The organism is Pseudomonas sp. WS 5411 (assembly GCF_012985595.1).
In the GTDB taxonomy this organism is placed as follows: Bacteria; Pseudomonadota; Gammaproteobacteria; order Pseudomonadales; family Pseudomonadaceae; genus Aquipseudomonas; species Aquipseudomonas shahriarae.
In genome coordinates this window covers 345,161-366,721 of sequence record NZ_JAARMC010000002.1, presented here as the reverse complement: position 1 = coordinate 366,721, position 21,561 = coordinate 345,161, and the positions used below count along the sequence as shown (strand labels likewise).

The window sequence follows — 21,561 nt, the reverse complement described above, 5'->3', positions numbered from 1 at the left end:
AAAGGAGCATGAATGTGACTGCGCTAAATCTGATTCCAGGCCAACTGACCCTTGCCCAACTGCGGGCCATCTACCAGCAGCCGGTAACCCTCAGCCTGGATGACAGCGCCTCGGCGCAGATCGAAGCCAGTGTGGCCTGTGTCGAGCAGATTCTCGCCGAGAACCGCACCGCCTATGGCATCAACACCGGTTTCGGCCTGCTGGCCTCGACCCGTATCGCCAGCGAAGACCTGGAAAACCTCCAGCGTTCCCTGGTGTTGTCCCACGCGGCCGGCGTCGGCGAGCCGATCAGCGATGCGCTGGTGCGTTTGGTGATGGTGCTCAAGGTCAACAGCCTGAGCCGCGGCTTCTCCGGGATTCGCCGCCAGGTGATCGACGCGCTGATCGCCTTGATCAACGCCGAGGTCTACCCGCATATCCCGCTCAAGGGCTCGGTGGGCGCGTCCGGTGACTTGGCGCCGCTGGCCCATATGTCCCTGGTGCTGCTGGGCGAAGGCAAGGCCCGTTACAAAGGTGAGTGGCTGGAGGCGACCGAAGCGCTGAAAGTCGCCGGCCTCACGCCGCTGACCCTGGCTGCCAAGGAAGGCCTGGCGCTGCTCAACGGCACCCAGGTCTCCACGGCCTATGCTCTGCGTGGCTTGTTCGAAGGCGAAGACTTGTTCGCCGCCGCCATCGCCTGTGGCGGCCTGACCGTGGAAGCGGTGCTGGGCTCGCGCTCGCCGTTCGACGCGCGCATCCATGCGGCCCGTGGCCAGCGTGGGCAGATCGACTCGGCCGCCGCCTATCGCGACCTGCTCGGTGAAAGCAGCCAGGTGTCCCAGTCCCACCAGAACTGCGACAAAGTGCAAGACCCGTACTCCCTGCGCTGCCAGCCGCAAGTCATGGGCGCCTGCCTGACCCAGTTCCGCCAGGCGGCCGAGGTGTTGGTGGTCGAAGCCAACGCGGTATCGGATAACCCGCTGGTATTCGCCGCCGAAGGCGATGTGATCTCCGGCGGTAACTTCCACGCCGAACCGGTGGCGATGGCCGCCGACAACATGGCCCTGGCCATTGCTGAAATCGGCTCCCTGAGCGAGCGCCGTATCTCGTTGATGATGGACAAGCACATGTCGCAATTGCCGCCGTTCCTGGTGGGCAATGGCGGGGTCAACTCCGGTTTCATGATTGCCCAGGTGACGGCAGCGGCGTTGGCCAGCGAGAACAAGGCGTTGTCCCATCCCCATAGCGTCGACAGCCTGCCGACGTCGGCCAACCAGGAAGACCACGTGTCGATGGCGCCGGCTGCCGGCAAGCGCCTGTGGGAAATGGCTGAAAATACCCGTGGGGTGCTCGCAGTGGAATGGCTGGCCGCCTGCCAGGGCCTGGACCTGCGCGATGGCCTGAAAACCTCGCCCAAGCTGGAAAAGGCCCGTGGGATCCTGCGCGCCAAAGTGGGCTTCTACGACAAGGACCGCTTCTTCGCCCCGGATATCAACGCCGCCAGCGAACTGTTGGCCAGCCGCTGCCTGAACGAGTTGGTGCCGGCCAAGCTGCTGCCAAGCCTGTAAGCAGCACACCGATCCTGTGTGGGAGCTGGCTCCCGCATGGGGTCGCCCATAGGTTCGGATTCTCTCTGGATAACAATAATTAGGGACGAGAAATGCACCAGCAAGCACAAGGTCTCAAACGCGGACTGACCGCCCGTCATATTCGCTTCATGGCACTGGGGTCGGCGATCGGCACCGGGCTGTTCTACGGTTCTGCCTCGGCGATCCAAATGGCCGGCCCGGCGGTGTTGCTGGCCTACCTGATCGGCGGCGCCGCCGTGTTTATGGTGATGCGCGCCCTCGGCGAAATGGCCGTGCACAATCCGGTGTCCGGCTCGTTCGGCCAGTACGCCAGCACTTACCTGGGCCCGATGGCCGGTTTTATCCTCGGTTGGACCTACGCTTTTGAAATGATCATCGTCTGCCTGGCGGACGTCACCGCCTTCGGCATCTACATGGGCTTCTGGTTTCCCGAGGTTGCACGCTGGGTCTGGGTGCTCGGCATCGTCCTACTGATCGGCGGGCTGAACCTGTGCAACGTCAAGGTGTTCGGCGAAATGGAGTTCTGGCTGTCGTTGCTCAAGGTCGGCGCGATTGTCGCGATGATCCTTGGCGGGTTCGGCATCATGCTGTTCGGCGTGCATTCGGCGGCTGACGCACCGGCCAGCGGGTTGAGCAACCTGTGGGCCCATGGTGGCTTCATGCCCAATGGCCTGGGCGGCCTGATCGCCTCGTTTGCGGTGGTGATGTTTGCCTTTGGCGGCATCGAGATCATCGGCATCACTGCCGGTGAAGCCAAGGACCCGCAACGGGTGATCCCCAAGGCGATCAACGCGGTACCGCTGCGCATCCTGCTGTTCTACGTGCTGACCCTGTTTGTGCTGATGGCCATCTACCCGTGGCCGCAGATCGGCAGCCAGGGCAGCCCATTCGTGCAGATCTTCAGCAACCTGGGGATTGGCTCGGCGGCGACCATCCTCAATATCGTGGTGATCTCGGCGGCCGTCTCGGCCATCAACAGTGACATCTTCGGCGCCGGCCGCATGATGTACGGCCTGGCCCAGCAAGGGCAGGCGCCCAAGGGCTTTGCGCAACTGTCGCGCCACGGTGTGCCGTGGATGACCGTGGTGGTGATGGGCGCAGCGCTGCTGGGCGGCGTGGTGTTGAACTACCTGATCCCGGAAAACGTATTCCTGGTGATTGCCTCGATTGCCACTTTCGCTACCGTGTGGGTGTGGCTGATGATCCTGGTCACGCAGGTGGCGATGCGCCGCTCGATGACCAAGGCGCAGATCGCCGAACTGAAATTCCCGGTACCGTTCTGGCCCTATGCGCCGGCGGCGGCCATTGTGTTCATGCTGTTTATTTTTGGTGTACTGGGCTACTTCCCGGACACCCAGGCCGCGCTGCTGGTGGGCGCCGTATGGATCGTGTTGCTGGTCCTCGCCTACCTGCTGTGGGTCAAGCCCGCAGCCGGGCAAGCGGCCAAGGTCAATTACGACCCGGCTTTGTCTCACCGATAACTTAGGGAGGCGTTGATGAAAACGCTTTGGCAACACTGCCACATCGCAACCATGGCCCGGGGCGAGTACTCGATCATCGAGGATGGCGCCATGGTCACGGCCGGTTCGCTGATCGAGTGGATCGGTCCCCGTGCCGAGCTGCCGCCTGGCGACTACGCGCAGACCCATGACTTGCAAGGGGCGTGGGTCACGCCGGGGCTGATCGACTGCCATACCCACACGGTATTTGGCGGCAACCGCAGCGGCGAATTCGAGCAGCGCCTGCAAGGCGTGAGCTACGCCGAGATCGCGGCGGCCGGCGGCGGCATTGCCAGCACCGTTCGTGCCACGCGTGCGGCGACCGAGGACGAGCTGTTCGACAGCAGCCGCAAGCGCCTGCGCAGTTTGTTGCGCGATGGCGTGACCACGGTGGAGATCAAGTCCGGCTACGGTCTGGACCTGGCCAACGAGCGCAAGATGCTGCGGGTGGCCCGGCGCCTGGGCCAGGAGTTGCCGGTCAGCGTGCGCGCCACGTGCCTGGCGGCCCATGGGTTGCCGCCGGAGTACAAGGATCGCGCCGACGACTACATCGAGCACATCTGCAACGAGATGCTGCCGACCCTGGCAGCAGAAGGGTTGGTGGACGCAGTGGATGCGTTCTGCGAATACCTGGCGTTTTCCACCGAGCAGGTAGAGCGCGTATTCAAGGTCGCGCAGCGCTTGGGTTTGCCGGTAAAGCTGCACGCCGAGCAACTGTCGTCGCTGCACGGCTCCAGCCTGGCGGCGCGGTATCAGGCGCTGTCGGCGGATCACCTGGAGTTCATGACCGAAGAAGACGCCATCGCCATGGCCGCCGCCGGTACTGTTGCCGTGTTGCTACCGGGCGCGTTCTACTTTTTGCGCGAAACCCAGTTGCCGCCGATGGACGCCTTGCGCAAGCACGGGGTGAAGATCGCCATTGCCAGCGACCTCAACCCCGGCACCTCGCCGGCCTTGTCCGTGCGGCTGATGCTGAACATGGCCTGCACCTTGTTCCGCATGACCCCGGAAGAAGCCCTGGCCGGTGTTACCCGGCATGCCGCCACGGCGTTGGGCATGGGCGACACCCATGGCTCGCTGGAAGTGGGCAAGGTCGCGGATTTTGTCGCCTGGCAGATCGACCGCCCCGCCGACCTGGCCTACTGGCTGGGTGGCGAGTTGGATAAACGCGTCGTGCGCCATGGCGTCGACGTCGATGTGTAAGGTTGCCTTTGTGAGTAAGGAGTACTGCTGTGGATAAGGTTCTGAACTTCAAACAAGGCCGCACACCGCTGCTGATCAGCATGCCCCACGCCGGCCTGCGCCTGACGCCTGCGGTTGCAGCGGGCCTGATCCCCGAGGCGCAAAGCCTGCCGGATACCGACTGGCATATCCCTACGCTGTACGATTTTGCTGCAGAGCTGGGGGCCAGCACCCTGGCGGCCGAGTATTCGCGGTTTGTCATCGACTTGAACCGGCCGTCGGACGACAAGCCGCTGTATGCCGGGGCGACCACCGGCCTGTTTCCCGCGACGCTGTTTGATGGCGTGCCGTTGTTTAGTGAAGGCAAGGAGCCGTCGAAGGCGGAGCGGGCGACCTATCTGGAGCAGATCTGGACGCCTTATCACCAGACCCTGCAACAGGAACTGGCGCGGCTCAAGGCCGAATTCGGCTACGCGCTGCTGTTCGACGCCCACTCGATCCGCTCGGTGATCCCACACCTGTTCGACGGCAAGCTACCGGACTTCAACCTCGGTACCTTCAACGGCGCCGCCTGCGACCCCCAGTTGGCCAGCCAGTTGGAAGCCATCTGCGCGGCGCATCCGCACTACAGCCATGTGCTGAACGGGCGCTTCAAGGGCGGGCATATCACCCGGCACTACGGCAACCCGGCGCAGGATATTCATGCGGTGCAGTTGGAGTTGGGGCAGTGCACGTACATGGAGGAGTTTGAGCCGTTCAGGTATCGACAGGATCTGGCCGAGCCGACGCGGGTGGTGTTGAGGCAGTTGCTGGAAGGGTTCTTGGCGTGGGGCCAGAAGCACTACACCTGAGTCAACGAGGATCAAAATGTGGGAGCGGGCTTGTCAGGTCGCCGCATCGCCGCGATGGCGGTCTGTCAGTTCCCAATATGTCGACTGATCCGCCGCTATCGCGAGCAAGCCCGCTCCCACACGTGGTGCGCGAACCTTCCTGGCTGATCACTGACACAGGTCTAAGTCCTCAAGGACATGCTCATTGCACAATTCGGGTTTATGATGCCAGACGGCAAAATAATAGACGTCCCCCCAGGGATGGACCCGACCCCTTACGGAGCGCGCAATGCAGACTTTGTACCCGCAGATCAAACCCTACGTCCGGCACGATCTGGCCGTCGATGAAACCCACACGCTGTATGTCGACGAAAGTGGTTCCCCGCAAGGTTTGCCCGTGGTCTTCATCCATGGCGGTCCCGGCGCCGGCTGCGATGCCAATAGCCGCTGCTATTTCGATCCGAACCTGTACCGCATCGTCACCTTTGACCAGCGCGGCTGCGGGCGCTCCACTCCGCGGGCCAGCCTGGAAAACAACACCACCTGGGACCTGGTTGCCGACCTTGAGCGCATTCGCGAGCACCTGGGGATTGAAAAATGGGTGCTGTTCGGTGGTTCCTGGGGCTCGACCCTCGCCCTGGCCTATGCACAAACCCACCCTGATCGCGTGCTTGGCCTGATTGTGCGCGGCATCTTCCTGGCCCGCCCCCAGGATATCCAGTGGTTCTACCAGGCCGGCGCGAGCCGCCTGTTCCCGGACTACTGGCAGGACTACATCGCGCCAATCCCGGTGGAAGAGCGCCACGACATGATCAACGCCTACCACAAGCGTCTGACCGGCAATGACCAGATCGCCCAGATGCATGCCGCCAAGGCCTGGTCCACCTGGGAAGGCCGTATGCTCGGCCTGTGCCCCAGCCCGCAGTTGATCGAGCGCTTCTCCGAGCCCCAGCGCGCCTTGTCGATTGCGCGTATCGAGTGCCACTACTTCACCAATAACTCGTTCCTGGAGCCCAACCAGCTGATTCGCGATATGCACAAGATCGCCCATCTGCCGGGGATCATCGTGCATGGCCGCTACGATATGATCTGCCCGCTGGATAATGCCTGGGAGCTGCACCAGGCCTGGCCGAACAGTGAGTTGCAGGTGATCCGCGAGGCGGGCCACGCGGCGTCCGAGCCGGGCATCACCGATGCGCTGGTGCGTGCGGCGGGCGAGATGGCACGACGCCTGCTTGATCTGCCCCCTGAGGAAGCATGAAGGGCCTTTTGCAACGGGTGCGTGGCGCCCGGGTCGAGGTGGCGGGGCAAGTGGTGGGCGCGATAGACCAGGGTTTGCTGGTACTGGTGGCCGTTGAACCTTCAGATACCGCCGCCAGTGCCGACAAGTTGTTGCATAAGCTGCTTAACTACCGGGTGTTCAGTGACGACGAGGGCAAGATGAACCTGTCGTTGAAGGACATTGGCGGTGGTTTGCTGCTGGTGTCCCAGTTCACCCTGGCAGCCGATACCAAAAGCGGCCTGCGTCCCAGCTTCTCCACCGCGGCGCCACCGGCGTTGGGCGAGGCGCTTTTCGAGCACTTGTTGTCACAAGCGCAACAATTGCATGGCACGGTGGCGTCGGGGCGTTTTGGCGCGGATATGCAGGTGCATTTGGTCAATGACGGGCCGGTCACCTTCCTTTTACAGACCTGATTGTATGAAAAACGACTTTTAATGCGCAAAAACGCAAGTTTTCGCTACAAATACTTGGCTGACCCTGCTGCGTTATCTCACGGGCTACTAGATAATCGCGCGCTACGGGGATCAGCGTAAATTGGTCCATTTTTGATTTAGGTAGAGACTTGTCCGGTCGCCCTTGGGGAATCATTTAGCCCCATCGGAGTCGGAACAATGCTCGCCAACCTGGCATATAGATAGCTGGCCGTTGGTTTTTTGATCTGTTTTCGGCGAGGGTTGCTCGTGATTGTTAGTCCCTGTAATGCACCAAAATTGTCTGCCAAACGGTTACGAAACGCACTGGTGACGGGCTCCGCCCTGTTTTGCCTGTTCGGCGCGGGTCAACTGTGGGCATTCAGCCTGGACGATGTGTCGGCCAAGGCAAAAGAGCTGGCCGGGCAGAAATACGAAGCCCCGCGCAGCAATCTGCCGAACGAATTCCGCGAAATGAAGTTCGCTGACTACCAGAAAATTCGTTTCCGCAATGAAAAAGCCGAGTGGGCCGAGCAGAAAACTCCGTTCAAGCTGTCCTTCTATCACCAGGGCATGCACTTCGACACGCCGGTGAAGATCAACGAAATCACCGCGACCGACGTCCAGGAAATCAAGTACGACCCGACTCGTTTCGATTTCGGCGACGTCAAGTTTGATCCTAAAGCCACCGATCAGCTGGGTTATGCCGGCTTTCGCGTGCTGTACCCGATCAACAAGGACGACAAGCAAGACGAAATCATGACCATGCTCGGCGCCAGCTATTTCCGCGTCGTGGGCAAGGACCAGGTCTATGGCCTGTCCGCCCGTGGCATGGCGATTGATACCGCGCTGCCGTCCGGCGAAGAGTTCCCGCGTTTCACCGAGTTCTGGATCGAGCGTCCAAAGCCGGGCGACAAGCACCTGGTGATCTTCGCCTTGCTGGATTCGCCGCGGGCCACTGGCGCCTACCGCCTGATCCTGCGCCCGGGCACCGACACCATTGTCGACGTCAAGTCGCAGATGTTCCTGCGTGACAAGGTCAGCAAGCTGGGCGTTGCCCCGCTGACCAGCATGTTCCTGTTCGGCGCCAACCAGCCGTCCAAAGTGCTCAACTACCGTCGTGAACTGCACGACTCCAGCGGCCTGTCGATCCATGCCGGTAACGGCGAGTGGATCTGGCGCCCGCTGAACAACCCAAAACACCTGTCGGTCAGCAACTTCTCGGTAGAAAACCCACGTGGTTTCGGCCTGTTGCAGCGTGGTCGCAACTTCAGCCAGTACGAAGACCTCGACGACAACTACGACAAGCGCCCAAGCGCCTGGATCGAGCCTGAAGGCGACTGGGGCAAGGGTTCCGTGGATCTGGTAGAGATTCCGACCGCCGATGAAACCAACGACAACATCGTTGCCTTCTGGAGCCCGGCCGAACTGCCTAAGCCCGGCGAGCCGCTGGATATCGCCTACCGTCTGCACTGGACTCTCAACGATGCACCGTTCCACTCGCCGGACAGTGCCTGGGTCAAACAGACCCTGCGTTCTACCGGTGATGTGAAACAGTCCAACCTGATCCGCCAGCCAGACGGCAGCGTGGCCTATCTGGTGGACTTCGAAGGCCCGTCCCTCAAGGCCCTGAAGCCCGATGCGGCGGTGCGCAGCCAGGTCAGCGTCGGCGAAAACGGCGAAGTCGTGGAAAACAGCGTGCGCTACAACCCGCACACCAAAGGCTGGCGCCTGACCCTGCGCTTGAAGATCAAGGATGCAGGCAAGCCGACCGAAATGCGTGCGGCCCTGGTCCAGGACATCGTCAAGCCTGAGCCAGAGCAGGCTTCCACCCAAGTCCTGAAGGCTGACAAAGTCTTGGCCAAGCAACACGAGAAACAGGCCAAGAAAGACGCCAAGGACAAGCAAGACAAGCAGCCAGAAGCTGCCCCAGCCACTCCGGAGCCAGTCAAGACAGAACAAGTCCTGACCGAAACCTGGAGCAATCAGTTGCCTGCCGATGAGTAACTCTCAAGTCCAGCCAGAGACTCTTGCCGAGTACCTGGCGCATCTTCCGATGACCGACGAGCAGCGCGCCGAACTGGCGGGCTGCAAGTCCTTCTCCGAACTGCACGAGCGCCTGTCGTCGTCGACCTTTGACGCACCGGTGGACGCCGCGCAGGCGTCGGTTGGCCGTCGGCTGACCCTCAACACTGCCGAGGAGCTAGAGGAAGCCGAAATGCTGGTGCTCGACGCCAGCGGTCGGGTTTGCCTCAAGGCCACGCCGCCGATCCGCCGTACCAAAGTGGTGCCCGAGCCTTGGCGCACCAATATCCTGGTGCGTGGCTGGCGCCGGCTGACCGGCCGCAGCAACCCTCCTGCGCCGCCGAAAGACGAGCGCGTGCTGCCGGCTGCGCGCTGGCGCACGGTCGGTTCGATCCGCCGCTATATCCTGCTGGTGCTGATGCTCGGCCAGACGATTGTGGCCGGCTGGTACATGAAAGGCATCATGCCTTACCAGGGCTGGTCCTTCGTCGACTTTGACGAGGTGCGCAACCAGACCCTGCTGCAAACCGCTACCCAGGTCCTGCCCTACGCCCTGCAAACCAGCATCCTGATCATGTTCGGGATTCTGTTCTGCTGGGTTTCGGCAGGTTTCTGGACCGCGCTGATGGGCTTCCTTGAACTGCTTACCGGTCACGACAAGTACCGGATCTCCGGCAAAAGCGCCGGCGACGAGCCGATCCCGAAAGAGGCCCGTACCGCGCTGGTGATGCCGATCTGCAACGAAGACGTGCCCCGGGTGTTTGCCGGCTTGCGTGCGACCTTTGAGTCGGTCGCTGCCACTGGCGATCTGGACCGCTTCGATTTCTTCGTGCTCAGTGACAGTAACGACGCTGATATCTGCATCGCCGAACAGCAAGCCTGGCTCGACGTGTGCCGCGAAGCCGGTGGCTTTGGCAAGATTTTCTATCGTCGCCGTCGCCGTCGCGTCAAACGCAAGAGCGGCAACCTCGACGACTTCTGCCGTCGCTGGGGCGGTGACTACAAGTACATGGTGGTCCTCGACGCCGACAGCGTGATGAGCGGCGAATGCCTGACCAGCCTGGTGCGCCTGATGGAAGCCACGCCGGACGCCGGGATCATCCAGACCGCGCCACGTGCCTCGGGCATGGACACCCTGTATGCACGCATGCAGCAGTTCGCCACCCGCGTCTACGGCCCGCTGTTCACCGCCGGCCTGCACTTCTGGCAGTTGGGCGAATCCCACTACTGGGGCCACAACGCGATCATCCGCATGAAGCCGTTTATCGAGCACTGCGCCCTGGCGCCGTTGCCCGGCAAAGGTGCGTTCGCCGGTTCGATTCTTTCCCACGACTTCGTTGAAGCTGCGCTGATGCGCCGTGCCGGCTGGGGCGTGTGGATTGCCTACGACTTGCCGGGCAGCTACGAAGAACTGCCGCCCAACCTGCTGGACGAGCTCAAGCGTGACCGTCGCTGGTGCCACGGTAACCTGATGAACTTCCGCCTGTTCCTGGTCAAGGGCATGCACCCGGTGCACCGTGCGGTGTTCCTCACTGGCGTGATGTCGTACCTGTCGGCACCGTTGTGGTTCCTGTTCCTGGTGCTGTCCACGGCCCTGCTGGCGGTCAACACCCTGATGGAGCCGCAGTACTTCATGGCGCCGCGCCAGTTGTACCCGCTGTGGCCACAATGGCATCCGGACAAGGCGGTGGCGCTGTTCTCCACCACCATCGTGCTGCTGTTCCTGCCTAAATTGCTGAGCATCATCCTGATCTGGGCCAAGGGCGCGAAAGAGTTCGGTGGCAAGTTCAAGGTGACCTTGTCGATGCTCCTGGAGATGTTGTTCTCCATGCTGCTGGCGCCGGTACGGATGATTTTCCACACCCGTTTCGTGCTCGCTGCGTTCCTCGGCTGGGCCGCGACCTGGAACTCGCCGCAACGTGACGACGACTCCACGCCCTGGAGCGAGGCGGTCAAGCGCCACGGTCCGCAGACCTTGCTGGGCTTCTTCTGGGCGCTGCTGGTGGTGTGGTTGAACCCCAGTTTCCTGTGGTGGCTGGTGCCGATTGTCGGTTCGCTGATGCTGTCGATCCCGGTGTCGGTGATCTCCAGCCGGGTCAATCTGGGCCTCAAGTCCCGCGACGAAAGCCTGTTCCTGATCCCCGAGGAATACAATCCGCCGCAGGCGCTGCTGTCGACCGACCGCTATACCCACGAAAACCGTTGGCATGCACTCAATGACGGGTTTATCCGGGCAGTGGTCGATCCGCAACAGAATGCCCTGGCCTGTGCCCTGGCAACGTCCCGACATGGTCAGGCAGAGCCGATCGAGTGGCTGCGTATCGAGCGTGTGCGGCATGCGTTGAAAGTCGGCCCTGCCGGCCTGAACAACAACGAGCGCGTGGCGTTGCTCAGCGACCCGGTGGCCCTGGCACGCCTGCATGAGCAAGTCTGGAGCGAGGGGCATGCCGAATGGCTGGGTGCCTGGCGCGAGTCGGTCAAGGCCGACCCCCATGCGCCGTTGCTGCCGCTGCAACCGCTGTCATCCCAGGCGCAACCTGCCTGATTCAGACGCCCCCGAGACCTGTCTCGGGGGCGCTTGATACGCCTCTCCTACAGCGCTTGTCGCTTCTGCTTCACCCTTCTAACTTCGATACAAAAGACCCTGGTTCAAGGCGTATTGCCCTGCCTGCCGGTGGGTTAGCATCGCCCCCCAAATCTGAATCGACCGCCTCTGGTTTGCGCTAAACCCGCAACGCCCGGTGTGCGGCTGTGTAATGAAAAGGGGCTTTTCATGATCAAGGGTTACTGGTCGATGCTGCTGCTGGGCATTGTCGCGTTGGTACAGCTGCAGATGGCACACGCAGGCGCGATTGATGAGGCCGTGCGGCGCGGGGTCTTGAAGGTGGGGACGGATCCCAACTATGTGCCTTTCGAAATGACTGACAAACAGGGGCGGGTCATCGGCTTCGAAGCAGACCTGCTTGAAGAAATGGGCAAAGCCCTGGGGGTGACCCTGGAATGGGTTCCGGTTGCTTATACCGAACTGATCCCGGGCCTGCTGGCCGGCCGGTTCGACCTGATCGGCAGTGGCATGACCGTGACCCAGGAGCGCAACCTCAAACTCAACTTCAGTGATTCATTCATCATTGTCGGCCAGACCGTGCTGCTTCACCCGCGCCTGGCCGGCAAAGTCAGCAGCATTGAAGACTTGAACGAAGCCGGCTACCGGATTGCGGCGGCGGATGGCACCACGGGCGAAGTGGCGGCGCGGCGCTTCCTGGGGGCTGCGCAACTGCAGAGCGTTGCCACGGCGGAGGAAGGCGTCCGCCAGGTGGTCAGCGGTGGGGTTGATGCGTTTATCCATGATGCGCCCTATAACCTGATCGCCCTGGCCAAGCCACAAAACCGAAAACTGCTGGCCCTGGAGCAACCCTTCACCTACGAACCCCTGGCGTTTGGGCTGAAGAAGGGCGACTACGACAGCCTGAACTGGATCAATCACTTCCTTAATCAGATTGCCCAGGACGGCACCTACGATCGGCTGCATGACAAGTGGTTCCGGGACACGGACTGGCTGTCGGAGATCGAATGACGGTCACAACTGCTTACATAACTCATACAGGGGGCGCCCAGTAGGGCAAGCTCTCTAACTGCGCTTTCTCCGGGTTTTTGTAGGGTTTTTCTGTCATATCAGCCAACAAATCCCGGCTAGACCTTTGTGCCAGTGGGCGAGTGGGTTAGCATCGCTCCCCGAAGAAATAGTGCAGCCCTGCTGGGGCCCGCATCAAAATAAAATGAGTCAGGGGACTTGGTGATGAAAAAGTATCTTTCGATGCTGATGCTCGGCGTGACGGCCCTGCTGGCGGTCAATACGGCCCAGGCCGGGGCGATTGACGAAGCGGTCAAGCGCGGCACCTTGAAAGTCGGCATGGATCCGACCTACATGCCGTTCGAGATGACCAACAAGCGCGGCGAAATCATTGGTTTTGAAGTCGACCTGCTCAAGGCGCTAGCCAAGTCCATGGGGGTCAAGCTGGAACTGGTCTCCACCGGTTACGACGGGATCATCCCGGCGTTCCTGACCGGCAAGTTCGACATGATCGGCAGCGGCATGACCCTGACCCAGGAGCGCAACCTGCGCCTGAACTTCAGCGAACCGTTCATCGTGGTGGGCCAGACCCTGCTGATCCGCAAGGAACTGGAAGGCACTATCAAGTCCTACAAAGACCTGAACGACGAAAAGTACCGTCTGACCTCCAAGCTCGGCACCACCGGCGAGATGGTGGCCAAGAAGCTGATCTCCAAGGCCAAGTACCACGGCTACGACAACGAGCAGGAAGGTGTGCTTGACGTGGTCAACGGCAAGGCCGACGCCTTTGTCTACGACGCGCCGTACAACGTGGTGGCCGAGAAAAAAGTCGGCAACGGCAAGCTGGTATACCTCGAAGAACCCTTCACCTATGAGCCTCTGGCATTCGGCTTGAAGAAGGGCGACTACGACAGCATCAACTTCATCAACAACTTCCTGCACCAGATCAAGCACGACGGCACCTACGATCGCATCCATGACAAGTGGTTCAAGAGCTCCGAGTGGCTCAAGGACATGGAATAAGCTAGCAACCGCGTCGCGCCCATCGCGGGCAAGCCCGCCCCCACAGCTGGAGTGCATTCCAAGGTGGGAGCGGGCTTGCCCGCGATGGCGGCCTGACAGCCGATACACCTCCCGGAACTCGCAATGAAACAGAAAAAAGCCCAATGGCCCTGGCACCTGCTGACCGTGCTGGTGCTGGTCGGCATGGCCGGCGCGTTGTACTACGCCACCTCGCTGATGTCCTACGAATGGCGCTGGAACCGTGTGCCGCAATACTTTGCCTACCAGGCCGAAGAGTCCAAGCGCGCGGCGGATATTTCCACGGTGGTCGAGTTGGTGCGCAAGGGCGACGTGGCTGAAGTCACCCTGCGTAACGACGCAGGCGCCGAGCAGCACCTGACGGTGGCCGAAAACAGCCTGCAAGTAGCCCGTGGCGACGATGTGGCCGAAGGCGATGTGATCGGTGTGACCCGGCATTGGGCGTTGGGCCCGTTGATGTGGGGCTTGTGGACCACCCTGTGGCTGTCCTTGGTTTCGGGGGTATTGGGCCTGTTCATCGGCCTGGCGACCGGTTTGTGTCGGTTGTCGAATAACCCGACCTTGCGCGATCTGTCGACGATCTACGTCGAACTGGTGCGTGGCACGCCGCTATTGGTACAGATCTTCATTTTCTACTTCTTTATCGGCACGGTGCTGAACCTGTCGCGTGAGTTCGCCGGTATCGCCGCGCTGTCGCTGTTTACCGGCGCCTACGTGGCGGAAATCGTGCGCGCGGGCGTGCAGTCGATTGCCCGTGGCCAAGGCGAAGCGGCCCGTTCCCTGGGGCTGAGTGCCAGCCAGTCGATGCGCCACGTGGTATTGCCGCAAGCCTTCAAGCGCGTGCTGCCGCCGTTGGCCGGGCAATTTATCAGCCTGGTCAAGGACACCTCGCTGGTGTCGGTGATCGCTATCACCGAGCTGCTCAAAAGCGGCCGTGAAGTCATCACCACCTCGTTTTCGCCGTTTGAAATCCTGTTCTGTGTCGCAGGCCTGTACCTGCTGATCAACCTGCCGCTGTCGAAAATGGCCAGCCGGCTTGAGCGGAGGCTCGCCCAAAGTGATTGAAGTCCGCGATCTGGTAAAAGTCTTCGACACCCGTGGGCACGTGGTGCGCGCGGTGGATCACGTCACCACCCAGGTGGCCAAGGGCGAAGTGCTGGTGGTGATCGGTCCGTCCGGTTCCGGCAAATCGACGTTCCTGCGCTGCCTCAACGGCCTGGAGGAGTTCGACTCGGGCTCGGTGAGCATCGACGGCCTGCAACTGGCCGACCCCAAGACCGATGTGAACGCCTATCGCCGGGAAGTCGGCATGGTGTTCCAGCACTTCAACCTGTTCCCGCACATGACCGTGCTGGAAAACCTGTGCCTGGCGCAGAAAGTCGTGCGCAAGCGCGGCAAGAAAGAGCGCGAGGCCAAGGCCCTGGCCTTGCTGGAAAAGGTCGGCATTGCGCAGAAAGCCAACGAGTTTCCTTCACGGCTCTCCGGCGGCCAGCAACAGCGTGTGGCGATTGCCCGGGCGTTGGCCATGGAGCCCAAGGTCATGCTGTTTGACGAGCCCACCTCGGCGCTGGACCCGGAAATGGTCGGCGAAGTGCTGGACGTCATGAAGACCCTGGCCCTGGAAGGTATGACCATGGTCTGCGTGACCCACGAAATGGGCTTTGCCCGGGAAGTGGCGGACCGTGTGCTGTTTTTCGATCACGGCAAACTGTTGGAAGATGCTGCGCCCGCGCAGTTCTTCGATGCGCCGAAGGACCCACGGGCACAAGCGTTCTTGCGCCAGGTTCTGTAAAGCCCAGGGGCAGGTTCATACCTTGAACTTGCCCACGTACTGCTGAAGGTCCGTGCCCAGGCGTGCCAATTCGATACTCGCCGCCGCTGTCTGTTCACTGGCAGCGGCGGTTTGCTCCGACACATCCCGGACTTTCAACACGCTGCGGTTAATCTCCTCGGCCACCGCACTTTGCTGTTCGGCAGCGGCGGCGATCTGTGGATTCATTTCCTGGATGACCAGCACGGTGCGCGCGATTTCCGTCAGGGCGTCGCCGGCGTTGCGGGTCAGGCCGACGCTGCGGTCGGTCAAGGTGCGGCTGTTGTCCATGATATCGGCGACCTGTTGCGTGCCGCTGTGCAACCCGCCAATCAGCTCTTCGATTTCCTCAGCGGACTGCTGGGTACGCTGGGCGAGGCTGCGTACTTCGTCGGCCACCACCGCAAACCCTTGGCCGGCCTCACCGGCACGTGCGGCCTCGATTGCCGCATTGAGCGCCAGCAGGTTGGTCTGCTGGGACACCGACTTGATCACCTCCAGCACACTGCCGATCTTCTGACTTTCCCGCTGCAGGCCCAGCATGGCCTGGCTTGAACGTGCCATTTCGTGGGCGAGGTGTTCTATGTGTGCCACCGCATCGGCTACCACCTGGTCGCCCAGTTCGGTCTGCTGATTGGCCTGGGTGGCGGCGATCGAGGCCTGTTCGGCGTGCCGGGCGACCTCCTGGGCAGTGGCGAGCATCTGGTTCATGGCGGTCGCCACCTGCTCGGTTTCGTCGCGCTGATTGCTGACGCCGGCCCGGGTTTGCTCGGTAACGGCCGAAAGCTCCTCGGCGGCGCTGGCGATTTGCCGGGCATTGTCGCTGATGCTGCCAATCAGCCCCCGCAGGTTCAGGGTCATTCGCGCCATGCTGCATTGCAACTGGCCCAGTTCATCACGGCGCTGGGTCTGCACATCGTGGCTCAAGTCGCCCTCGGCAATGCGATTGGCCACTGTGAGCGCCCTGCGCAATGGTTTGACGATCTGCCCGGAGATTATCCAGGCGGCGAGGGCGCCGAACAGCAGGGCCGCCCCGGTAATGGCCAGGGTCTGGGTGCGGGCTTGTTCGGCTTCCCGGTCACGGCGCTGAGTCTGGTCCTGAGTAAGCAGGTCGCTTTGTGCCAGTAGCTGGTCCAACTGCTGCTCGAGCTGGTTTTGCGCGGTTTCGGTCGTCAGTTGGGTGTCCCGCAGGCGTGTCAGGTGCGTGCGAATGTTGAGTACGGCATTTTTCAATGCGCTGCTGTCCACGGGTAGCCTCTCCACGGCCGACTGGGCGAGTTCGAGGCTGCGTTCTGCGTCGTTGACCTCCTGGGTATAGACATCCAGGCTGCTGGCGGCCCAGGCCGGGCTCAGGGCGCGGTCTTCGGCCTGTTCGATGGCCAGGCGCAGGCTTTCGACGGCATCGAGGGCTTTTTCGTCTTCCTGGTCCGGCAGGTCGCTGGCCAATTGCGCGAGGACGTCACTGGTGCGCACAGAGCTCTGTTTGAGCTGCTCACGGGCGGTTTCCCGTTGTTTGACCCGTGCGGGGACATCCTTGAGCGTCGTTTTGAAATGCTCGGAGAGGTTCCCCATGCTTTGCAAATACTGCTGGGGTTTCGGCGCTTTCAGACGTTGTGCAAGCTCGGCCAGATATCCGTCGATCTTCTCCATGGACTGGCTCAGTTTGCCAAGGCTGGCCTCGTCGTCCAGGGTGCGGTAGACGATGCGGTCGGCCCTTAGCTCCTCGCCGGCGACCGCCAGTTGGGCGAGAACGGTTAGGGTCTGTGAGCGGTAGAGCGAGGCGGCGAGGGCCTGCCAGCCAGTCAGGGCAATCACAAGGCTCAGGGCCAGCACCAAGGCAAAACCCAGGACCAGTTTGAGGGTGACGCTGGCGTTACCCAGCAGTTGAGTCATTCGACGAAGCATGGCCAACCTCCGGCAAGTGCACAAAGGAAATCAACGTGCCGGGACGCCGAGGGGCGTGGACACAGTGAACCCATTGAACGCTAGTTCCCTTGGGCGCCAGGCGTACCGATCAGAGCCTGAAAAACATGTAGGAAATTTCACAAGCTGCATGCGGCGACCCGGACGGGTCGCCGCGAAGGGGAGGTGTCAGACCCGGAAGCGCCCGACCAACGCCTGCAGATGGGAACCCAGGCGCGCCAGTTCGGTACTGGAGGCGGCGGTCTCTTCACTGGCCGCTGCGGTCTGTTCGGACACATCGCGTACATTCAGCACGCTGCGGTTGATCTCTTCGGCCACGGCGCTCTGTTGCTCGGCAGCGGTGGCGATCTGCTGGTTCATGGCCTGGATGGCCGAGACCGTGCGGGTGATGTTTTCCAGGGCATTGCCGGCCCGGCGTGTCAGCTCGACGCTGCTGTCGGTGAGGCTGCGGCTGCTGTCCATGATGGTCGCCACCTGTTGGGTGCCACTTTGCAGGCCGACGATCAGCTCTTCGATTTCCTCGGTGGACTTCTGGGTGCGTTGCGCCAGGCTGCGCACCTCATCGGCCACCACCGCGAAGCCACGGCCGGCTTCCCCGGCGCGTGCGGCTTCAATGGCCGCGTTAAGGGCCAGCAGGTTGGTTTGCTGGGCCACGGACTTGATCACGTCCAGTACGCTGCCGATCTTGTCGCTTTCGCGCTTGAGGTGGCCCATGGCCTCGGTGGAGTTACCGACTTCGCCGGCCAGGCGCTCGATCTGGGCGATGGCCTCACCGACGACCCTGTCACCTTCGCGGGCCTGCTGGTCGGCGGCGACGGCGGCTTCCGAGGCTTCCTCGGCATTGCGCGCCACTTCCTGCACGGTGGCGGCCATTTCGTTCATCGCAGTGGCGACCTGGTCAGTCTCGACCTTCTGATTGTTGACCCCGGCGCTGGTCTGCTCGGTAACGGCCGATAGCTGCTCGGCGGCGCTGGCGATTTGCGTCACGCCATCACTGATCCCGCCGATCAGATCGCGCAGGCCCATGGTCATGCTTTGCATGGCGCGTTGCAGTTGGCCCAGTTCGTCCTGGCGTTGCGAAACCAGGTCGTGGGTCAGGTCGCCGGCGGCGATGCGCTCGGCGACCTTGAGGGTCTGGCCCAGTGGGATCACGATCTGCCGGGTAATCGCCAAGGCCGCGACGATGCCGCAGAACAGTGCCAGGGCGGTGGCCAGCATCAACAGGAACTTGGCTTGAGCGGCATCGTTGTCGCGGATCACGGTTTGTGAGGCAGTCAGTTTCTTGCTGCGGTCAAACAGCAGGTCGCCTTGCTCAGCCATGGCCTTGAGCGCCGCGGCGCTGGCGACCTGGGAGTCGCGGAACTGGCTGACGGCGGCGAGATAAGCCTTGAGGGAGTCGCTGGCCTCTTGCAGGTTGGCGCCGTACTGCTCAGGCAGTTGGCTGCGCAGGCTGTCGGCGCTCTTCAGGGCATTGGCGATGGCCTCCAGCGCCGGCTGCTCAGCTTCGACCTTGGCGCTGTAGGTGTAGCCACGCACTTGGAAGCGCGCTTGCTGAATCAGCTTGCTCAGCTCGATCACGCTGTTGAACTGGGTGACGCTGTCACCTTGCAGCAGGACTTTTTCGATCTCCGCGATGCGTGCGACGGCGTTGTCGGCGGTAGCGCCGAGTTTGCTGCGGGCATCTTCGCGTTGGGCGCCGGCCTGGACCATGGCGCTGAAGGATTGCCGATACTTGGCAACCGCGGCCAACTGCTCGTCGATCAAGGCGACGTCTGCCGGTTGCTCGATCTGGCTGCGGGCGGTTTTCAGGCCGCTGTCGAGTTTCTCCATCAACTCGTTGACCAGCCCGGGGCCTTGTTCGCCACGGCGCATTTCATAGTCCAGGCGCGCCTGGCGCAGGTCTTTGGTCAGCTCATTGAGGCTGGAAATAAAGCCCAGCTTATCGCCACGGCTGATCACGCCACTCAGGCCTGTCCAGCCGGTGAAGGTGATTAGAAGGGTGAGAAGCAATACCAGGCCAAACCCCACGCTCAGCTTACGATTGACGCTTACATTCCCCAGTTTTTCAGCTAACCAACGGTACATGCGGTGGACTCCCCTGAACAAGGCTTGGACTTATCCTGAGGATATCGGCATGCAAACGCGATTCTGTAGCGACACAAAGCCCTGTGGGAGCTGGCTTTGTGGTGTTTGGAGGGGCGGAATCAGAAGAGGCGAGCGAGCAGCGCGGTAACGGCAGTTTCCACACGCAGGATCCGCGCGCCCAGTTGCACCGGCTGCAAGCCGGCCTTGGCCAGCAAGTCCACTTCGTAGGGAATCCAGCCACCTTCGGGGCCGATGGCCAGGGTCACCGGCTCATCCAGCCCGCGGGGGCAGGACGGGTAGTCGCCGGGATGCCCGACCAGGCCGAGAGTGCCCTGGGCCAGGGCCGGCAGACGGTCTTCGACGAAGGGCTTGAAGCGCTTTTCGATGATGATCTCGGGTAAGACGGTATCCCGCGCCTGTTCCAGGCCGAGGATCAGTTGTTCGCGCACGGCTTCTGGCTCCAGGAATGGGGTTTGCCAGAAGCTTTTCTCGACCCGATAACTGTTGACCAGGACCACCCGTGGCACACCCATGGACGCCATGGTCTGTAGTACCCGACGCAGCATTTTCGGGCGGGGCAGGGCCAGCAGCAGGGTCAGTGGCAATTTGGCCGGTGGCGGCTGGTCGAGGCTGATTTGCAGCTCGGCTTCACCCGACTCCAGGCGCAATAGCTTGGCATTGCCCATCAGCCCGCCAATGCGCCCGACGCGCAGGCTGTCGCCGACCGCCGCACGATGCACCTCCTGCATATGCACCAGGCGCCGATCCCGCAGGATCACCCGGTCGGCCGCGATAAAGTCGGCCTCTTCCAGCAGCAACAGGTTCACGGTTGGGTCGCTGGCGGCTGGTCGTCATCGGCAGGTTGGTCATCTGGGTGTTCGCCACGCTTGCTCACCAGACTGCCAAACAGGATGCCCACTTCAAACAGCATCCACATCGGCACGGCCAGCAAGGTCTGCGAGAAGATATCCGGTGGGGTCAGGATCATGCCGACCACAAAGCAGCCGATGATCACGTACGGGCGGATCTTGCGCAGGTATTGCACGTCGACCACGCCGATCCACACCAGCAGCACCACCGCCACCGGGATCTCGAAGGCCACGCCAAAGGCGAAGAACAGCGTCATCACGAAGTCGAGGTAGCTGGTGATGTCGGTCATCATTTCCACGCCGGCCGGGGTGGCGGCGGCGAAGAACTTGAAGATCAGCGGGAACACCAGGAAGTAGGCGAACGCCATGCCGGTGTAGAACAGCATGATGCTCGACACCAGCAGGGGCACGGCAATGCGCTTTTCATGCTTGTACAGGCCGGGCGCGATAAACCCCCAGATCTGGTGCAAGATCACCGGGATCGCCAGGAACAGCGACACCATCATCGTCAGCTTGAGCGGCGTGAGGAACGGCGAGGACACGTCGGTGGCGATCATCGTCGCGCCCACCGGCAGGTACTCGCGCAGCGGTGTCGAGACGAAGGTGTAGATCTGCTGGGTAAAGGCAAACAGCCCGGCAAAGATCACAAAGATCGCCGCAACACACCGCAGCAAGCGGGTGCGCAACTCGGTGAGGTGCGAGACCAGCGGCATATGCTGGTCGTTTTCCGGTTTATCAGCGCTCATGGGGCTCGCGGCGGCAATGTAGGGTCGTGGGGCGCGGGCGACGCGGCGGGCGTCGGCGCGGGCTCTGCTGGAGGAGCGGGCGTGGCGATCGGGGCCGTCTCGGCCATCGGTGCAATGCTCTGCTCGGCCACCGGTTCAAGCGGTGTCGGCGCCTGTTGCTGGGGCGTGAGAATTTTGCGCGCCTCCTGCTCCAGGGACAGAATATGTTCGTTGTGCAGCTGCCGACGAATCTCGTCGGCGCCGATTTCCCGTTCAACTTCCTGTTTGATGGCGTTGAAACTGCGTTTCAGGCGCCCGACCCACAGGCCGGCCGTGCGTGCGGCGCCGGGCAGGCGTTCAGGCCCCAGCACCAACAGGGCAACAAGGCCGACGAGCAGCAGTTCAGAGAAGCTGATACCAAACATTAGTCAGTGCTCACGAGTCTTTGCGGGACGGCTCTTCGACTTTCTCGGCCTGCACGTCGAAGGTACGGCGCTCGGTGATCGGCTGGGCTGCCTGGGGGTGTACAGGCTGCGCCGGCGGGACCGGGTTGGCGCCGGTATCGGCCGGTTTTTCGTCGTCGTTCATGGCCTTGCGAAAGCCCTTGATGGACTCGCCGACGTCGGTGCCCAGGTTCTTCAGTTTCTTGGTACCGAACACCAGGACGACTACCACGAGAATAACGATCCAGTGTTTCCAGTCAAAAATGCCCATGCTGCAATTCCTCAGTCAGAAAGTTAT

At 62.0% G+C, this 21,561-nt stretch carries 18 protein-coding genes; 12 read left to right on the top strand and 6 right to left on the bottom strand.

What is annotated here, in order from left to right:
* Positions 1-8 precede the first annotated feature (8 nt).
* The 12 genes from hutH to HBR93_RS05400 all read left to right on the top strand — a co-directional run bounded on the left by hutH (position 9) and on the right by HBR93_RS05400 (position 15,200).
* On the top strand, positions 9-1,547 hold the full coding sequence (gene hutH / locus HBR93_RS05455; protein ID WP_115127187.1) for a histidine ammonia-lyase: 1,539 nt from the start codon (positions 9-11) through the stop codon (positions 1,545-1,547).
* A 92-nt stretch (positions 1,548-1,639) separates the two neighbouring features.
* Entirely contained in the window at positions 1,640-3,049 is a 1,410-nt protein-coding gene (locus tag HBR93_RS05450; protein ID WP_057437175.1) for an amino acid permease, read from the top strand.
* Positions 3,050-3,064: 15 nt separating this feature from the next.
* Positions 3,065-4,270, top strand: a complete 1,206-nt coding sequence (gene hutI, locus HBR93_RS05445) for an imidazolonepropionase (RefSeq protein ID WP_169959935.1) — start codon at positions 3,065-3,067, stop codon at positions 4,268-4,270.
* Positions 4,271-4,299: 29 nt separating this feature from the next.
* Positions 4,300-5,100, top strand: a complete 801-nt coding sequence (gene hutG, locus HBR93_RS05440; protein WP_169959934.1) for an N-formylglutamate deformylase — start codon at positions 4,300-4,302, stop codon at positions 5,098-5,100.
* Positions 5,101-5,368: 268 nt separating this feature from the next.
* A complete protein-coding gene (gene pip, locus HBR93_RS05435; protein ID WP_169959933.1) occupies positions 5,369-6,340 on the top strand; it encodes a prolyl aminopeptidase in 972 nt (323 codons plus the stop codon).
* Positions 6,337-6,774 (top strand): D-aminoacyl-tRNA deacylase, encoded by a 438-nt coding sequence (gene dtd, locus HBR93_RS05430; protein ID WP_115127190.1) that lies wholly within the window; start codon positions 6,337-6,339, stop codon positions 6,772-6,774. Before pip ends, dtd begins: the two co-directional genes overlap by 4 nt.
* A gap of 267 nt (positions 6,775-7,041) precedes the next feature.
* Positions 7,042-8,778: a glucan biosynthesis protein G gene (locus HBR93_RS05425; protein WP_273506459.1), complete on the top strand. Its 1,737-nt coding sequence runs from the start codon at positions 7,042-7,044 to the stop codon at positions 8,776-8,778.
* A complete protein-coding gene (gene mdoH, locus HBR93_RS05420; RefSeq protein ID WP_057437190.1) occupies positions 8,771-11,341 on the top strand; it encodes a glucans biosynthesis glucosyltransferase MdoH in 2,571 nt (856 codons plus the stop codon). Before HBR93_RS05425 ends, mdoH begins: the two co-directional genes overlap by 8 nt.
* 228 nt (positions 11,342-11,569) lie before the next feature.
* Positions 11,570-12,370, top strand: coding sequence for a transporter substrate-binding domain-containing protein (locus HBR93_RS05415; RefSeq protein ID WP_169959931.1), 801 nt, complete (start codon positions 11,570-11,572; stop codon positions 12,368-12,370).
* Between the two features lie 222 nt (positions 12,371-12,592).
* Positions 12,593-13,390, top strand: coding sequence for a transporter substrate-binding domain-containing protein (locus tag HBR93_RS05410; protein WP_057437194.1), 798 nt, complete (start codon positions 12,593-12,595; stop codon positions 13,388-13,390).
* Positions 13,391-13,513: 123 nt separating this feature from the next.
* Positions 13,514-14,473: an amino acid ABC transporter permease gene (locus HBR93_RS05405; RefSeq protein ID WP_057958060.1), complete on the top strand. Its 960-nt coding sequence runs from the start codon at positions 13,514-13,516 to the stop codon at positions 14,471-14,473.
* Positions 14,466-15,200, top strand: coding sequence for an amino acid ABC transporter ATP-binding protein (locus HBR93_RS05400; protein WP_057437198.1), 735 nt, complete (start codon positions 14,466-14,468; stop codon positions 15,198-15,200). The genes HBR93_RS05405 and HBR93_RS05400 overlap by 8 nt, the downstream gene beginning before the upstream one ends.
* 15 nt (positions 15,201-15,215) lie before the next feature.
* Here the strand turns inward: HBR93_RS05400 and HBR93_RS05395 are convergent, their stop codons facing one another.
* The 6 genes from HBR93_RS05395 to HBR93_RS05370 all read right to left on the bottom strand — a co-directional run bounded on the left by HBR93_RS05395 (position 15,216) and on the right by HBR93_RS05370 (position 21,534).
* Positions 15,216-17,123 (bottom strand): methyl-accepting chemotaxis protein, encoded by a 1,908-nt coding sequence (locus HBR93_RS05395; RefSeq protein WP_057437200.1) that lies wholly within the window; start codon positions 17,121-17,123, stop codon positions 15,216-15,218.
* Between the two features lie 186 nt (positions 17,124-17,309).
* On the bottom strand, positions 17,310-19,226 hold the full coding sequence (locus HBR93_RS05390) for a methyl-accepting chemotaxis protein (protein WP_169959930.1): 1,917 nt from the start codon (positions 19,224-19,226) through the stop codon (positions 17,310-17,312).
* A gap of 119 nt (positions 19,227-19,345) precedes the next feature.
* On the bottom strand, positions 19,346-20,053 hold the full coding sequence (locus tag HBR93_RS05385) for a 16S rRNA (uracil(1498)-N(3))-methyltransferase (protein WP_169959929.1): 708 nt from the start codon (positions 20,051-20,053) through the stop codon (positions 19,346-19,348).
* The gene (tatC, locus tag HBR93_RS05380; protein ID WP_029295992.1) at positions 20,050-20,841 is read right to left on the bottom strand and encodes a twin-arginine translocase subunit TatC; all 792 of its coding nucleotides are present in this window, start codon (positions 20,839-20,841) and stop codon (positions 20,050-20,052) included. The genes HBR93_RS05385 and tatC overlap by 4 nt, the downstream gene beginning before the upstream one ends.
* Positions 20,838-21,245, bottom strand: coding sequence for a Sec-independent protein translocase protein TatB (tatB, locus tag HBR93_RS05375; RefSeq protein WP_169959928.1), 408 nt, complete (start codon positions 21,243-21,245; stop codon positions 20,838-20,840). Before tatB ends, tatC begins: the two co-directional genes overlap by 4 nt.
* A gap of 10 nt (positions 21,246-21,255) precedes the next feature.
* Complete coding sequence (locus HBR93_RS05370; RefSeq protein WP_038445371.1) at positions 21,256-21,534, bottom strand: twin-arginine translocase TatA/TatE family subunit; 279 nt, start codon at positions 21,532-21,534, stop codon at positions 21,256-21,258.
* Positions 21,535-21,561 lie beyond the last annotated feature (27 nt).

Excerpts from the sequence above, each read along its gene's own strand:
- hutH (WP_115127187.1), top strand. The coding sequence starts at position 9 with ATGAATGTGACTGCGCTAAATCTGATTCCAGGCCAACTGACCCTTGCC.
- HBR93_RS05450 (WP_057437175.1), top strand. The coding sequence starts at position 1,640 with ATGCACCAGCAAGCACAAGGTCTCAAACGCGGACTGACCGCCCGTCAT.
- hutI (WP_169959935.1), top strand. The coding sequence starts at position 3,065 with ATGAAAACGCTTTGGCAACACTGCCACATCGCAACCATGGCCCGGGGC.
- pip (WP_169959933.1), top strand. The coding sequence starts at position 5,369 with ATGCAGACTTTGTACCCGCAGATCAAACCCTACGTCCGGCACGATCTG.
- dtd (WP_115127190.1), top strand. The coding sequence starts at position 6,337 with ATGAAGGGCCTTTTGCAACGGGTGCGTGGCGCCCGGGTCGAGGTGGCG.
- mdoH (WP_057437190.1), top strand. The coding sequence starts at position 8,771 with ATGAGTAACTCTCAAGTCCAGCCAGAGACTCTTGCCGAGTACCTGGCG.
- HBR93_RS05415 (WP_169959931.1), top strand. The coding sequence starts at position 11,570 with ATGATCAAGGGTTACTGGTCGATGCTGCTGCTGGGCATTGTCGCGTTG.
- HBR93_RS05410 (WP_057437194.1), top strand. The coding sequence starts at position 12,593 with ATGAAAAAGTATCTTTCGATGCTGATGCTCGGCGTGACGGCCCTGCTG.
- HBR93_RS05405 (WP_057958060.1), top strand. The coding sequence starts at position 13,514 with ATGAAACAGAAAAAAGCCCAATGGCCCTGGCACCTGCTGACCGTGCTG.
- HBR93_RS05395 (WP_057437200.1), bottom strand. The coding sequence starts at position 17,123 with ATGCTTCGTCGAATGACTCAACTGCTGGGTAACGCCAGCGTCACCCTC.
- HBR93_RS05390 (WP_169959930.1), bottom strand. The coding sequence starts at position 19,226 with ATGTACCGTTGGTTAGCTGAAAAACTGGGGAATGTAAGCGTCAATCGT.
- tatC (WP_029295992.1), bottom strand. The coding sequence starts at position 20,841 with ATGAGCGCTGATAAACCGGAAAACGACCAGCATATGCCGCTGGTCTCG.
- tatB (WP_169959928.1), bottom strand. The coding sequence starts at position 21,245 with ATGTTTGGTATCAGCTTCTCTGAACTGCTGCTCGTCGGCCTTGTTGCC.
- HBR93_RS05370 (WP_038445371.1), bottom strand. The coding sequence starts at position 21,534 with ATGGGCATTTTTGACTGGAAACACTGGATCGTTATTCTCGTGGTAGTC.